The 15,081-nt window shown below is 38.0% G+C and carries 9 protein-coding genes and 1 other annotated feature; of the genes, 5 read left to right on the forward strand and 4 right to left on the reverse strand.

The genetic code is table 11. The features are described 5' to 3' along the window. Positions 1-22: 22 nt before the first annotated feature. From IGL37_RS04240 to pheT, 5 genes are all read left to right on the forward strand, one after another. The gene (locus IGL37_RS04240) at positions 23-3,613 is read left to right on the forward strand and encodes a PD-(D/E)XK nuclease family protein (RefSeq protein ID WP_033918040.1); all 3,591 of its coding nucleotides are present in this window, start codon (positions 23-25) and stop codon (positions 3,611-3,613) included. Beyond that, complete coding sequence (addA, locus tag IGL37_RS04245; protein WP_033918041.1) at positions 3,606-7,400, forward strand: helicase-exonuclease AddAB subunit AddA; 3,795 nt, start codon at positions 3,606-3,608, stop codon at positions 7,398-7,400. Before IGL37_RS04240 ends, addA begins: the two co-directional genes overlap by 8 nt. Positions 7,401-7,469: 69 nt before the next feature. Next, positions 7,470-7,814 carry a winged helix-turn-helix transcriptional regulator gene (locus IGL37_RS04250; RefSeq protein ID WP_002358035.1) on the forward strand — a complete coding sequence of 115 codons (345 nt, stop codon included), beginning with the start codon at positions 7,470-7,472 and terminating at the stop codon, positions 7,812-7,814. Between the two features lie 43 nt (positions 7,815-7,857). Beyond that, positions 7,858-8,076 (forward strand) — a binding site (T-box leader). A gap of 56 nt (positions 8,077-8,132) precedes the next feature. Further along, a complete protein-coding gene (gene pheS / locus IGL37_RS04255; protein WP_002396900.1) occupies positions 8,133-9,179 on the forward strand; it encodes a phenylalanine--tRNA ligase subunit alpha in 1,047 nt (348 codons plus the stop codon). Between the two features lie 7 nt (positions 9,180-9,186). Then, positions 9,187-11,610, forward strand: a complete 2,424-nt coding sequence (gene pheT, locus IGL37_RS04260) for a phenylalanine--tRNA ligase subunit beta (protein ID WP_033918042.1) — start codon at positions 9,187-9,189, stop codon at positions 11,608-11,610. A 197-nt stretch (positions 11,611-11,807) separates the two neighbouring features. On the opposite strand, the gene IGL37_RS04265 is transcribed toward pheT, so the two are convergent. The 4 genes from IGL37_RS04265 to IGL37_RS04280 are packed head-to-tail and all read right to left on the reverse strand — an operon-like array spanning position 11,808 to position 14,837. After that, on the reverse strand, positions 11,808-12,473 hold the full coding sequence (locus IGL37_RS04265) for an amino acid ABC transporter permease (RefSeq protein WP_002382114.1): 666 nt from the start codon (positions 12,471-12,473) through the stop codon (positions 11,808-11,810). Positions 12,474-12,484: 11 nt separating this feature from the next. Beyond that, positions 12,485-13,198, reverse strand: coding sequence for an amino acid ABC transporter permease (locus tag IGL37_RS04270; RefSeq protein WP_002363695.1), 714 nt, complete (start codon positions 13,196-13,198; stop codon positions 12,485-12,487). Between the two features lie 45 nt (positions 13,199-13,243). Beyond that, positions 13,244-14,071 carry a transporter substrate-binding domain-containing protein gene (locus tag IGL37_RS04275; protein WP_002360586.1) on the reverse strand — a complete coding sequence of 276 codons (828 nt, stop codon included), beginning with the start codon at positions 14,069-14,071 and terminating at the stop codon, positions 13,244-13,246. Positions 14,072-14,105: 34 nt separating this feature from the next. After that, positions 14,106-14,837 carry an amino acid ABC transporter ATP-binding protein gene (locus IGL37_RS04280; protein ID WP_002358029.1) on the reverse strand — a complete coding sequence of 244 codons (732 nt, stop codon included), beginning with the start codon at positions 14,835-14,837 and terminating at the stop codon, positions 14,106-14,108. Between the last annotated feature and the right edge of the window lie 244 nt (positions 14,838-15,081).

The raw sequence follows: 15,081 nt of genomic DNA on the forward strand, positions 1-15,081 counted from the left end.
CAAAGGAAAAGGATGTGAAACCATGAGTGTGCAGTTTATTAGAGGAACCGCCGTGGCAGACTTAGAAGCGCCACTTATACAGGCGACAAAACAATGGCTAGAGGAAGACGCACAGCATGAAGTATTCTATTTAGTCCCGAACCATATTAAGTTTGAGCAAGAAATTCAAGTCTTGCAAAAGTTACGTCAATTACAGACAACTACGTCTGATTCAATAACCAGTACCCGTCTGCAGGTTTTTAGTTTTTATCGTTTGGCTTGGTACTATTTACAACATACACCTTTTTACTCGGCAGATGTTTTATCTGACGCAGGTGCTGCGATGATTTTCCGCAAAATTTTAGTAGAAGCAGAAGAAGAGTTACAAATTTTTAGAGGTGAAATTAACAAGCCTGGCTTTATTCAGCAACTATTTCAGCTTTATCAAGAAATGCGCGAAGGCAATATTGAGATTGCGGAGCTTTATCCATTTTTAGAAAAACAAACGGAGAACCCTAAAGGACAAGATTTACAACTTAAGTTTCAAGATTTAACGTTAATTTTTACGCGATTCCAATTACAAATGAGTCAGTATGGCTATGAATCAGCGGAGATTATTCAACATTTAAGCGAGTATTTACAAACGGTTGATTTGTCGAATGTTCAATTCGTTATTTCAGGCTATCAGCAGTTTACTGCCAGAGAATTAAAGTTGATTGAAGTGCTAATGGCGCAAGCAGGTTCTGTGAAAGTAGCCCTTTTATTGGACAAACAATATCCGCATGACTTACCTGATCCGCGGTCGTTATTTTATGAAGCGGGACAAACCTATCATCAGCTTTATCAACTAGCAAGACAGAAGCAAATCCCGATTCTTTCAGATTATGTGGAAAAGAAAGAGGTATTAATTACAAATCCAGACTTGCAAGGATTAAACGATTATTGGATTCAATCGCAAGAACACCTGCCTCCATTAAGCACATCTGACTGGAGTGGCGATGGCTTATTTCTCTGGCGTGCTGAAAACGTTAAAGAAGAATTAACACATGTTGCAACCGAAATTCGCCGTTTAGTGGTGGAAGAAGGGTATCGGTACAAAGAAATTCAGGTGTTGACTCGTGATTTAGATTGTTATGAAAATTTATTAGAACCGATTTTTGCGGAACACGAGATTCCTGTTTATGTCGACCGAGATATGGCTATGGATCGGCATCCTTTAGTCGAATGGATTGAATCTTTATTTGCTATTCATTCGTACAATTATCGTTATCGTGATGTGCTCCGTTTTTTGAGAACGGAATTATTTATGCCAATGAATCAACTCGCTACTTCTGAAGAAAGCTTGACTGATTGGTTAAACCAACGGAACGCTTGGCGCAGAAAAGTTGATATTACCGAAAATGTAGTCCTGGCATACGGCTATGAAGGTTATTATTGGTCGCAAGAAAAAGATTGGGAATTTATTCGGTATGATTTTGAAGCGGAAGAGCAAGAAGATGTCACTACGATGGAAGAAGAGTCAAATGCGATTCGTCAATCGCTTCAACGGCTGCTACCTAGTTACTTTCAAGCAATGATAAGTGCCAAAACTGGTTTGGAAGCAGCGACCGTCTTCTATCACTTTTTACTGCAAAGTGGTGTGGCAACACAATTAAAAATGTGGCGCTTACAAGCTATCGAAGCAGGTCAACTAGAAACAGCTCGTAACCATGAACAGACTTGGGATGCATTGATGTCGTTACTAGATGAATACGTCACTGTTTACGGAGAAAGTTCGTTTGATTTTACAACGTTTCAAGAAATATTTGTTAGTGGCTTGGAAGGTTTGCACTATAGTAAAGTGCCGACAGCGATTGACCAAGTACAAGTTCGCGCAATGGATTTAACTCGACCTGGCGCTGCCAAGGTTACTTTTGCTATTGGGATGACGGAAGAAATTTTTCCACAAAAGATTGAAAATAAAACACTATTGTCTGATGAAGAACGGCAGACAATCAATGATACTTTAACGGAAAACCAATATTTACGTGGGACAACCGGACGCAAAATTGCGCAAGAACCTTATGTTGCGTATCTCGTCTTTTCTTCAGCGCGAGAACGGTTATATTTAACCTATCCAAGTGTTAAAGACACCGCTCAAGAAGTCAAACCGTCTCCTTATTTTAAAAATATCCAAAAAGATTTAAACTTGCCCGTTTTTGAAAAAAATGAAACAACCATTTTCGATGATGAAACGACCAGTTTAGCCCATATTAGTACGTATCGGACGTTAATCGGTGAATTAACGCGTTTGAAAAGACAACGGAAAGAAACACAAGAAGGATTGTTGCCTTTCTGGTTAAATATGGAAAAAGCGCTAATGAACCAATCAATTGCGCCGCTAGCCAAGCAAGTTTTCGAAAGTTTAACGCATCAAAATATTCCTGAAAAGATTGATGAGGTCTTAGCAGAACCTTTATATGGTAAAGATATTTATACATCCGTTTCTCGGATGGAGAGTTTTTATCGGTGTCAATATCAATACTTTTCTCGCTATGGCTTACGTTTGAAAGAAAGAGATGTCTTTGGGCTTTCGCCAGCAGCTACAGGGGAATTTTTCCATGAAGCATTGGATCAGTTCTTTAAATTATTGATTATGAATCAACGGAACTTATCTGAATTAACCGATCAGGAAGTCAATTTATTGGCGGAGGAAGTACTAAATAGTATTTTAGGGGATGCACGTTTTTCTGTATTAACGACCTCTAGTCGCATGAACTATATTCGCTATCAATTGAGTCAAACAATTAAAAAAGTCAGTTGGGCGCTGAAACGCCAAAGCCAACGAAGTGGCATGACGACTGTTCAAACGGAAGTGTTATTTGGCCAAATTGCCGCTAAAAAAGGAATTTCTGGTTTGGAATTACCATTAAAAAATCAAGGGAAAATTCATGTTCGGGGAAAAATCGACCGGATTGATCAATTGGTTACACCCGAATCAACCTATTTAGGTGTGATTGATTATAAATCGAGTCACCGTAAATTTAATATGACAGAAGCGTATTACGGCTTAGCCATGCAAATGCTGACGTACTTGGATGTGGCTTTAATGGATGCTGTGCAATTAGTTGGTCAAGAAGCTAAACCTGCTGGCTCACTTTATCTGCATGTACACAATCCTACATTATCTTATGAAGGCAAAGACGACATTGAACAACAAATGCTTAAAAAATATCAGTTTGATGGTCTTTTGATGAAAGACCCAGATTTATTGGATCATTTAGATACGAGTCTGCAAGCTAAACAAAGTTCGTTGCTGTTTCCGATTGAAGAATCCGCCAAAGAACAAATTAAACCTGGTCGTCGCCAAGAAGATAAATTTGTGACAGAACCAGAACTAGGCGCGTTGCTTTCCCATAACCGAAATAAATTTATTGAAGCGGGGAATCAAATTATTGGCGGCGAAGTTCAACTTAATCCCGCTTATCAAGGCAAGGAACGGATTGCTTGTCGTTATTGTCCGTTTCGAAGTGTCTGTGATTTTGATGTGATGTTAAAAGAAAATAATTATCATCGTATTGAGAATTTATCCAAAGAGGAAATTATGGCGCGCTTGTTAAACAAAGATGAGGAAGGAGCAACCGAAGATGAGTAAAACAATTCCACTACGTCCAGCCAATGAGCAATTCACCGACAGTCAATGGCAAGCGGTGTTTGATGGCGATGAAAATATCTTAGTTTCTGCTTCGGCTGGCTCAGGAAAAACCACCGTTTTAGTCCGCCGTGTCATTGAAAAAGTCAAAAGCGGCGTCGATATCGATCGTCTCTTGATTGTGACGTACACTGAAGCCGCCGCCCGTGAGATGAAAGAACGTATCCAAGTGGCTTTACAAAAGGCAATGAATGAAGAACAAGATCCAGAAAGAAGACGGCATTTTTCTCGTCAAATTGCTCTTTTGCCAACAGCCAATATCAGCACGTTACATGCCTTTTGTTTAACTGTTATTCGTCGTTTTTATTATTTAATTGACATAGATCCAGTTTTTCGGATGTTAACAGATGAAACAGAAACATTGTTATTAAAAGAAGATGTTTGGGATGCATTACGTGAACAATTTTATGCGGAAAATCAAGAAGCGTTTTACCAATTAACAGCGAATTTTTCCAATGACCGTAGTGATGACGGACTCACTAACTTAATTTTTTCTTTTTATGAATTTGCCAAAGCCAATCCTGATCCAGAGGCGTGGATTAATGGCTTAACACAAGCCTACGAAGTAGGGGATCAGCTAGGCGAATCAACGTTATTTCAGACGTATTTAAAACCGCTAGCCGTTGAGACGTTACAACGAACTCTTCAGCGTTACGAAGAAATGGTGACCTTAACAGAGGGCGAAGAGAAACTTCAAAAGATTTGGTATTTAGCTCAAAATGAAAAGGAACAAACAAAACAATTTTTACAATTTTTAGAGAGAAATGATTTAGAAAGCGCCTATAATTTGACTGAATTGTTAAGCTTTGACCGCTACCCAACGGTTCGTGCCGAAGAGTTGAAACCAACCGCGGAACAAGCCAAACAGTTACGAGAACAAAATAAAAAAGCGTTAAATGATTTGAAAAAGCAACTGTTTACACTTTCTCCAGATGCCATGAAACAAGTCTTGAAAGAGGCCACGCCCATTGTTCAAGAAATGGCTCACGTGGGGAAACAATTTATGGAGGCCTATGGCGCAGAAAAACGGCTTAAAAATTTAGTGGATTTTAACGATTTAGAACATTATACGTTAGCTATTTTAGCGAAAAATCAGGCAGATGGCTGGCATGCATCAGAAGCCTCGGTTTACTATCGCGAAAAATTTGATGAAGTGTTAGTCGATGAATACCAAGATATCAATCAATTACAAGAATCTATTTTGTATTGGTTGCGCCGTCCGCTTAGCACAGAAGGAAACCTTTTTATGGTAGGAGATGTGAAACAGTCTATTTATTCTTTCCGCTTGGCAGATCCTACATTGTTTATTGAAAAATACAATCAGTATGGGCAAGGCAAAGAGGGTAAACGAATCATTCTAGCTGAAAATTTTCGTTCCCGCAAAGACGTTTTAGACTTTACGAATTTAGTATTTAGTCAATTAATGGATGAGCGAGTGGGCCAAATTGCTTACGATGAGTCAGCTGCTTTGGTTCATGGTTTTGATCAATTTTCGGAGGCGGCTGATTATTCAACTGAATTGCTAATTTATGAAAAAAAAGCAACAGAATCAGTTGAATTTCCAGAATTACAATCCCCTGAGTTGTTGATTGAAGATAAGACAGAAGGGGAACTTTACGTTACTGCTTTGAAAATTCGTGAATTAATTGACCAAAATTTCTTAATTTATGATAAAAAGCTGAAAACGGATCGACCGATTACTTATCAAGATATTGTCTTATTAACGCCTACAAAGAAAAATAATTTAACTATTTTAGATGTTTTTAAATCATTAGAAATTCCAGTTCAAGTCAATGATGCTCAAAATTATTTCCAAGCAACGGAAATTCGTACAATGATTGCCTTGCTTCAATTGATTGATAATCCCTATCAAGACATTCCTTTGGCAGCTGTGTTACGTTCACCAATTGTTGGATTAAAAGAAAACGAATTAGTGCTTATTCGTTTGGCTAATAAGGAAACCAGTTACTACGAAGCATTTTTAACGTTTAATCAAAAGATGGAACCAACCATGGAGGAAGCAGTTGTTCAGGAAAAAACTATACGTTTTGCTGAATCATTAGAAAAATGGCGGGAACAGGCTCGACGCAACCAGATTAGCAACTTGCTGTGGACGATTTATCGTGAAACGGCCTATCTTGATTATGTTGGCGGGTTGCCTGTTGGCAAACAACGCCAAGCCAATTTATATGCGTTGGTCGATCGGGCCGCGGCGTATGAAAAAACAACCTTCCGCGGATTATTTCAATTTGTTCGCTTCATCGAAAAAATGCAAGAAAAAGACAAAGATTTAGCGGAACCAGTCGTTTTAAGTGAAGAGAATGCCGTACGCGTCATGACGATTCACGCTAGTAAAGGGTTAGAATTTCCGGTGGTATTCGTTTTAGATATGACCAAAGAATTTAATGTCAGTGATTTGAATGAACGCTATATCTTTGAAGAAAATTTAGGGGTAGGCATTCGTTATTTACAACCTGAAGAACGAGTTATGTACGATACTTTACCATTTTTGGCGATTAAACAAGTACGATTGAGAAAATTACTATCCGAAGAAATGCGGAAGTTATATGTGGCGTTGACACGTGCAGAACAGAAACTTTTTCTGGTGGGCTCCTATAAAGACCAAGCGGCGATGTGGAAAGAGTGGCTGAAAGTTGGCGATGTAGAAACACTGGTGCTACCAGCTGAAAATCGCTTGCAAAGTAAAAGTAGTTTAATGAATTGGGTTGGGATGACATTGGTACGTCATCAAAAAGCCGATGAATATCAGCAAGAAGTAGTAGTAAGTAACGTTCCGCAAGTCAAAAAGCACCCAGCTAACTTTCATATTCAGTGGTTCAACGAAGAACAACTACGAGCAGCCATTCAGCAATTACAATTGCCAGAAAGACAAGCAGAGGATTTAGCCGAAAAAGCGCAATTATCTGCTGACAAAATCAATCGTGGTCTTGCACGGTTAAGTTTCAATTATCCGTTTGAAGTGGCTACTCGGACCACCAGTTATCAGTCTGTTTCTGAAATCAAGCGAGTATTTGATGACCCCGATAACAAAGAAATTGGTAAAATTGAGGTTCGGGAAGACAATACTATTCAAGCGCAACCGTTGATTGTCAATCGAATGATTGAAGGAGATTTAAGTAAGCCTAAATTTTTAGATACGGTTCAAGCGCCCTCAGCAGCTGAAATTGGGACAGCAACCCATTATTTATTACAACTAATTGATTTAAGTAAGCAACCTTCTTACGAGGAAGTGCGAGCTGTTCAAGAACGCTTAGTGGAAAATAAATTGATTTTACCAGCAATTGCTGAAAAAATGAATCTGGAACAAATCGTGGCCTTCTTTGACACCGCCTTAGGAAAACAATTGATTCAACACCATCAAACCGTTAGAAGGGAACAACCTTTTTCTATGCTGATTGAAGCAGAAGAGCTCATTCAAAATTATCCAGAGACGATACAAGATGATTTATTAATTCATGGGATTATTGATGGCTATATCGAATTAGACAATCAATGCATTTTGTATGACTATAAAACCGATCATGTAAAAAGCACCTCTCCCCAAGCGATTTCTGAAATTGTCGAACGGTATCGCGGACAGATGAATCTTTATCGTAGAGCACTACAAGAGGCAACGCATAAAGAGGTGTCGCACGTCTATTTAATTTTATTAAATGGAGGAGTAATTATTGACATGCAGACAGGAAATGTTGTAGATTTTATAAAGTAGAAAAAATTAGAAGCAGAAACACTTACATTTTGTAAGGAATGTGCTATACTCATTGAAGAGGTGAGGAAGATGGAAAAAGTAAAAACAGAATCGTTTGTACTTTGTCCCAAATTTGAAAAATCATTTTCAATACTTGGTAAAAAATGGAATGGTTTAATTATTGATGTTTTATTAGAACGAGGTCCTCAACGTTTTGGCGAATTAAAAGAAAAAATTCCAATGTTAAGTGATCGTGTCTTAGTAGAGCGATTGAAGGAACTAGAAGCTGAAGGAATTATCACCAAAGCTGTTCGTTGCGGTGAAGGAAATCGCTTAGAATATTTCCTGACCGAAAAAGGCGAAGACTTGCAATTAGCAATGGAACAAATTCAACATTGGGCAGAAAAATGGGTAAAAGACGAAGAATGCAGTTGACCGCAAGCAAAACTTCTTGTAAACTAAACGTAATTAAATAACTAAAAAAACAGTGATGGAAACAAGTAGTTTGAATTGACGTGTTTTAGGGAGAGTCAGCCAGAGACTGGAAGCTGATTTACACAGTCACCAAGCGAAATTCACTTCCTGAGTTTGTTTGTTTTCAAGAAGAAAGCAAACCGGTAATTGCCGTTAAATGAAATGAGTGCATGACAACAATTTGTTATGAATTAGGATGGTAACACGATAGCTCGTTCCTTTGAAAGGAATGGGTTATCGTTTTTTTTAGTTTAAATAAAAGATAGAGGGGAACGCATAATGACATTACAAGCGCAATTAGAAGCTCTTAGAGACAATACGCTCAAAGAAATCGCACAAGTTGCTACTTTAAAAGAATTAAACCAAATTCGCGTAGAAACATTAGGAAAAAAAGGGCCAATCACCGAAGTATTAAGAGGCATGAAAAACCTTTCACCAGAAGAACGACCAGTGGTGGGGGGCTTTGCAAATGAAATTCGTGATTTATTAACAGAAGCAATTGAAGCGCGCAAAGTTGTTTTAGAAAACGAAGAGTTAAATGCGGCACTAAAAGAAGAAAGTTTAGATGTAACTTTACCTGGAAAACAAATGCCTCAAGGCACACGTCATATTTTGACACAAGTTATGGAAGAGATTGAAGATATTTTCTTAGGCATGGGTTATCAAGTAGTGGAAGGATACGAAGTAGAATCCGATCATTATAATTTCGAACGCATGAATCTACCAAAAGATCATCCGGCACGCGACATGCAAGATACGTTTTATATTTCAGATGAGATGTTAATTCGTACGCATACTTCACCAGTTCAAGCTCGAACAATGGAAAAACACGATTTTTCAAAAGGTGCATTACGAATGATTTCTCCTGGGAAAGTATTCCGTCGTGATACAGATGATGCGACACATAGTCACCAATTCCATCAGATTGAAGGCCTTGTTGTCGATAAAAATGTCACAATGGGTGATTTAAAAGGGACGTTAGAAGTCATGATGAAAAAAATGTTTGGTGAAGATCGTAAAATTCGTTTACGTCCTAGCTATTTCCCTTTTACAGAACCTTCAGTCGAAGTAGATGTTAGCTGTTTTAAATGTGGCGGCGCAGGTTGTAACGTCTGCAAACATACAGGTTGGATTGAAATTTTAGGTGCGGGCATGGTTCATCCAGATGTGTTACAAATGTCAGGGATTGATCCAACAGAGTACTCAGGCTTTGCCTTTGGCTTAGGACCAGATCGCGTTGCTATGTTACGTTACGGTGTAAATGATATCCGTAATTTTTATCAAAATGATTTACGTTTCTTAAATCAATTCAAGGTAAAGGAGTAGTTGAAAAATGTTAGTTTCTTATAAATGGTTAAATGAATATGTTAATCTTTCAAACGTTACTCCGCAAGAATTAGCGGACAAAATGTCTGTGACAGGTATCGAAGTTGAGGGCGTTGCTGTACCTGAAGAAGGATTAAAGAAAATTGTTGTCGGTGAAGTAAAAGAATGTGTTCCTCATCCAAACTCTGACCACTTATCAATTTGCCAAGTAGACATCGGTGAAGAAGAATTGTCACAAATTGTTTGTGGAGCACCAAATGTAAAAGCAGGAATTAAAGTCATCGTAGCGTTACCTGGTTCAAGAATTGCAGGAAATCAAAAAATTAAAAAAGGTAAAATGCGTGGCGAAGTCTCTAACGGAATGATTTGTTCGTTAGAAGAGCTAGGGTATTCAGATAATGTCGTACCAAAAGCCTACGCTGAAGGGATTTATTATTTACCTCAAGAAGCAGTGAATGGGACACCTGTTTTCCCTTATTTAGACATGGATGATGCGATTATTGAATTATCAATTACACCAAACCGTGCAGATGCACTAAGTATGAGAGGGGTAGCCTATGAAGTTGGCGCAATTTATCGTCAAACGCCTCAGTTTAATGATCCCGAACTCAAAGAAGATGCTTCAGATAACGTGGGAAATTACGTAACAGTGACTGTTGAAGATTCACAAGATGCACCAGCGTATCAAATTCGTGTCATTAAAGATGTGACGATTGCAGAAAGTCCTCAGTGGTTGCAAAACCGATTGATGAATGAAGGAATCCGTCCGATTAACAATGTGGTGGACGTGACAAATTATATTTTATTATTATTTGGTCAACCATTGCATGCATTTGATTATCAAAAATTAGATAGCAAAGAAATCTTGGTTCGTCGAGCAACAGCAGCAGAAGAACTAATTACATTAGATGGTGAAACACGTCAATTAACAGAAGAAAATATCGTCATTACGAATGGAAAAACGCCTGTCGGCTTAGCCGGAGTAATGGGTGGGGCTAATTCTGAAATCAGTCAAGAAACAACAACTGTGGCTTTAGAAGCGGCATTGTTCAATCCATTGTCTATTCGCAAAACGTCTAAACAATTCAATTTACGGAGTGAATCTTCAAGTAGATTTGAAAAAGGCATCAACCAAGCGACAGTTGGGCTAGCTTGTGATGTGGCAGCCGCGATGATTGCAGAGTTAGCCAACGGAACAGTGGTCTCAGGCACTGCAGTTGGTTCTGAAGTGGCCGTTAAAGAAGCGCAGGTAGCTGTGACTTTAGAGCGAATCAACCAATATTTAGGCACTGCATTAGATGAAGCAACGGTGAATGAAATTTTTGAAGCACTCGGTTTTGCTTATGAAGTAAATCAAGGCGCATATGAAATTACGATTCCACCAAGACGTTGGGATATTGCAATTGAAGCAGATATTATTGAAGAAGTGGCGCGCATTTATGGATATGATCATTTACCTTCAACATTGCCAAGTGGAGAAACAGTTGCTGGAAGCCTAACCAAAGCACAACATGTTACGCGCCAATTAAAGAGCTTACTGGAAGGTCATGGTACGAGTGAAGCCATCAGCTATGCATTGACAACAGAAGAAAAATCCCGTCAATTTATGATGAAAGAAAGTCAAACAACACGTTTGCAATGGCCAATGAGTGAAGAGCGTTCTGTGTTACGTATGAACTTAATTTCTGGTTTATTAGATGATGTCGCATACAATGTGGCACGTAAAAATAATAATATCGCCTTCTACGAAGTAGGACGCGTTTTCTACCAAACAGAAGATCCAACAAAAAATTTACCTACAGAAGAAAATCACTTAGCACTTGCTTTAACTGGTAATACAATGGTTAAAGATTGGCAAACAAAAGCAACAGCCGTTGATTTTTATACAGTAAAAGGCTTAGTGGAAAGTATTGTAGCTGTTTTAGGATTAACAGAAAAAATCAGTTATCAAGCGACAACGGCGATTCCAGAAATGCATCCAGGCCGGACAGCATGGATTTATTTAGAAGATGAAGTGGTTGGTTTTGTCGGACAAGTTCACCCAACGACAGCGAAAGCGTACGATATTCCTGAAACATATGTTGCTGAATTAAACTTGCAACAATTAGTAGCCACAGAAGCAGGCAGGGTTACTTATGAAGCAGTGTCTAAATTCCCAGCAGTTTCTCGAGATATTGCTTTATTAGTCGATGAAACAGTTACCAATCAAGAACTAGTTAAAACTATTTCAGATAACGCAGGTAAATATTTGAAAGAGATTCATTTATTTGATGTATATCAAGGTGAAAAACTAGGCGCTGACAAAAAATCAATGGCGTATAGTTTAACTTTCGTTAATGCAGAAGCGACATTAGTGGATGAAGAAATTAACCGTTCAATGGAAAAAGTTGAAAAAGCGCTAATTGAAAAACATCAAGTAGAAGTAAGATAAAATAAAAACAGGAAAGTGGGGCATAAGTCGAAATGACTTATGCCCCACTTTCTAAATCTTAAGATAATCAGCTGAACAAAAGCAGCTCCTTCGGAAATAAGCCGAAATTCTCCAAAAATTAAAGAACAATTTTCGGAAATTCCTTCTTATTTCTTGGAGCTAAACACTTTTGTCTCAGCCTCCTGTTTTTAACTACATTAATAACTTTTCGCCCAATTTCGTGAAAGCCAACGTGAAAATTGTGAGATACTAAAGTTAATAATGAAATAAATTAGGGCGACGATTCCGTAAATAGTGAATACTTGTCCTGTTTGTGCGTAGCGCCCCATTAAGATATAAGATTTGCCAAAGAGTTCTTGTAAAGCAATCACGGAATACAAGAAACTTGTATCCTTGATGACAGTAACAAACTGAGAAACAATTGCTGGTAAGACATTGCGAATGGCTTGAGGCAAAACAATATGATAAAGAATTTGCCAATTTGAAAAACCTTGAGAACGTGCCGCTTCAATTTGGCCTTTGTCGACCCCATTTAAACCACCACGAATAATTTCCGCTAAAGCAGCGGTGGTAAACACAGTAAAACTCACAATTCCAGCAGGTGTGGATTTGATTTTGAAAATCAAAAAAATAACATAAATCCACAATAAGTTTGGAATATTACGCACTACTTCTACATAAATACTGGCAAGTAACTTCAGTGGTCCATGGGTTTGATTTCGCAAAACGGCTAGAATGGTGCCAAAAATCGTACTCAAAATAATTGAGACGAAGGAAATATAGAGCGTCAATTTTAAGCCGTTAAATAGAAATTGAAAATTATTTGCTGTCAGTAATTGACGCATTTCTTCTGAAAAAGGCATCTGTTTTCCTCCTATCTGCTATATGCTTTCTTATTTTTTTCTTCCATTTTTCTAGCCAAATTCGCTAATGGGAAGCAAAGAATGAAATATAAGAAACCAGCAAGCGCAAAGGCGGGAATATAGTTCAAGTTGACAGACGACCAACTATTGGCAGCAAACATTACGTCAGCGCCAGAAATAATGGCAACTGTTGACGTATTTTTAATTAGGTTCACTACTTGATTGGTTAAAGGCGGTAACATAATCCGCCATGCTTGTGGTAAAATCACATACCGCATCGTTTGACCATACGTTAATCCTTGGGAGTAAGCCGCTTCAAATTGCCCTCTTGGGACAGCTCCGATTCCTGAGCGAACCACTTCAGAAATGTAGGCGCCATGATAGAGGCCTACACACAGAATGGCAATCGTAGTAATAGAAAATGAAAGCAGCGGGCTTAGCAGAGGAAAGCCATAATAGACTACGATAAATTGAATCAACAAAGGTGTGTTTTGAAAAAATTCTACATAGACACGACTAATTGCGTGTAAAAGTTTACTTTTGGTCGCTGATAAACTGCCAAAGAAAATGCCTAAAGCAAAGGCAACTAAGATCGCTCCTAAAGAAAGCAGAATAGTATAGAGAAATGCCTGACCAAAAATTCGCCAATCTTGAAATAAAGCTTCCCAACGATATAAGGCAAATGGCCCTTCTTCAAGCCAGGAAATATTGGCTAACAAAAACATAAAAATCCCTCCTAAAATTTTTGATTCTTCAAGTCTTAGGAATGATTAATTTTTTAAGCCCCAGTCTTGATAAATTTTTTCTAGTGTGCCGTCTTTTTCCCATTTTTCAATTAAACCATTTAGATAATCATTTAATTCAGTATTTGCTTTCTTTGTGGTAATTCCATATTCTTGTGGCGAAAAACCATCTTTTAAAATTTCTGTCTTGCCATCCACATAGCCAGATAGGATTGATTTATCCACTGAAAATGCATCAATTCGTTTAGAAGTTAACGCTGTTTTTAATTCTGGATAGGAACCTAATTCTTGATAAGTAAATTTGATTCCTTCCTCTTGCGCTTTTTTCTCTAAGTTTTCTTTTGTCGTAGCAGATTGTGCAACGCCGATTGTTTTTCCGTCTAAATCTTTCATACTTGAGAAGTTATCCTCTTTGCGCACAAGGAAACCAATCTCATCTGTATAATAAGGAGTTGTAAAATTATAAGTCTTTTTACGTTCATCAGTAATTGTAAATGTAGCAATTACCATATCTAGTTCACCATTGTCTAAAAGGGGACCGCGCGTTTTCGCTGTCACGCCCACAAATTCCACATTCTCTTCGCTGCCGGTAATTTCTTTCGCAATCAAGCGTGCAATATCTGGTTCCATTCCTTCATTTTTGTTTGTATCAGGATTCATATAGCCAAAATTAGGAATGTCTTCTTTGACACCTACTTTAATTTTCCCCGCTTTTTTTAATTGTTCTACTGTGACCGTTTTGTTTGATGAAGCACTTTTGGAAGTTGAGTCATTGTTGCCGCTACCACAGCCCACAATGATGCCTGCTAATACAAGTAAGGAGAGTCCAGCCAGCCATTTATTTTGTTTTTTCATTCCTTCATTCCTCCAATTTTTTGTTTTTTATTCATTACCCGTTATGAATAATTTTACTTAGAAATTCTTTTGCACGAGGGTTTTCAGTGCTTGTAAAGAAATGTTCAGGCGTTCCTTGTTCAATAATCTGTCCTTGGTCCATGAAGATTACACGGTCAGCCACTTGACGAGCAAAGCCCATCTCATGTGTGACACAAACCATGGTAATATTTTGTTTGGAAAGATCGACCATTACATCTAAAACTTCTTGAATCATTTCTGGATCAAGTGCCGAAGTCGGTTCATCAAAAAGGATAATCTCAGGATGCATATTTAAGGCACGAGCAATAGCGACCCGTTGTTGCTGCCCGCCAGAAAGCTGCGAAGGATAAGCAGAAGCTTTATCAGCCAAACCGACTCGTTCTAAATACTCCATGCCAGTACGAATCGCTTCGTCTTTGGAAACGCCCATCACTTTAATCGGTGCTAACGTTAAATTATCAATAATCGTTTTGTGAGCATATAAGTTAAAATTTTGAAAGACCATGGCAACTTTCTGGCGAACCTTTTGAATCGGTGCTTTCGGTTTGGTGATGTCAATGTTATCAATTACGACGGAACCATCATTGACTTTTTCCAATTGGTTCATACACCGAATTAATGTACTTTTGCCAGAGCCGGAGGGTCCGATAATGACAATTTTTTCTCCTTGCTCTACATTCAAAGTAATATCTTTTAAAACGTGATGCTCCCCAAAATACTTATTTACATGTTCTAAAGAAATCATAGGCAGTCTCCTTTGCAATCATTTGGTAGAAAAGATAACAGAGGATTCGGTGAGAAACGTGTTATTTAAATTAAATTAACCAAATGTATTTCTAATTGTATTCTCAATGTTAGGAATTATAACATACAAAAAAATGAATTACTAGTTTTTTAATCGAAAAAGATTTCCTTCAAAAAAAGAAATAAATGAGAGCAAAACAGGAAAAATTGACAATAGTCCTTAAAAAGTAGAAAATAAAGGCAGT

This window comes from Enterococcus sp. AZ119, from assembly GCF_050546175.1.
Classification (GTDB): Bacteria; Bacillota; Bacilli; order Lactobacillales; family Enterococcaceae; genus Enterococcus; species Enterococcus faecalis.

What these genes read in the sequence shown, in the direction of transcription:
- IGL37_RS04275 (WP_002360586.1), bottom strand. Translation starts at nt 14,071, where the DNA reads ATGAAAAAACAAAATAAATGGCTGGCTGGACTCTCCTTACTTGTATTA.
- IGL37_RS04270 (WP_002363695.1), bottom strand. Translation starts at nt 13,198, where the DNA reads ATGTTTTTGTTAGCCAATATTTCCTGGCTTGAAGAAGGGCCATTTGCC.
- IGL37_RS04280 (WP_002358029.1), bottom strand. Translation starts at nt 14,837, where the DNA reads ATGATTTCTTTAGAACATGTAAATAAGTATTTTGGGGAGCATCACGTT.
- IGL37_RS04265 (WP_002382114.1), bottom strand. Translation starts at nt 12,473, where the DNA reads ATGCCTTTTTCAGAAGAAATGCGTCAATTACTGACAGCAAATAATTTT.
- pheS (WP_002396900.1), top strand. Translation starts at nt 8,133, where the DNA reads ATGACATTACAAGCGCAATTAGAAGCTCTTAGAGACAATACGCTCAAA.
- addA (WP_033918041.1), top strand. Translation starts at nt 3,606, where the DNA reads ATGAGTAAAACAATTCCACTACGTCCAGCCAATGAGCAATTCACCGAC.
- IGL37_RS04250 (WP_002358035.1), top strand. Translation starts at nt 7,470, where the DNA reads ATGGAAAAAGTAAAAACAGAATCGTTTGTACTTTGTCCCAAATTTGAA.
- IGL37_RS04240 (WP_033918040.1), top strand. Translation starts at nt 23, where the DNA reads ATGAGTGTGCAGTTTATTAGAGGAACCGCCGTGGCAGACTTAGAAGCG.
- pheT (WP_033918042.1), top strand. Translation starts at nt 9,187, where the DNA reads ATGTTAGTTTCTTATAAATGGTTAAATGAATATGTTAATCTTTCAAAC.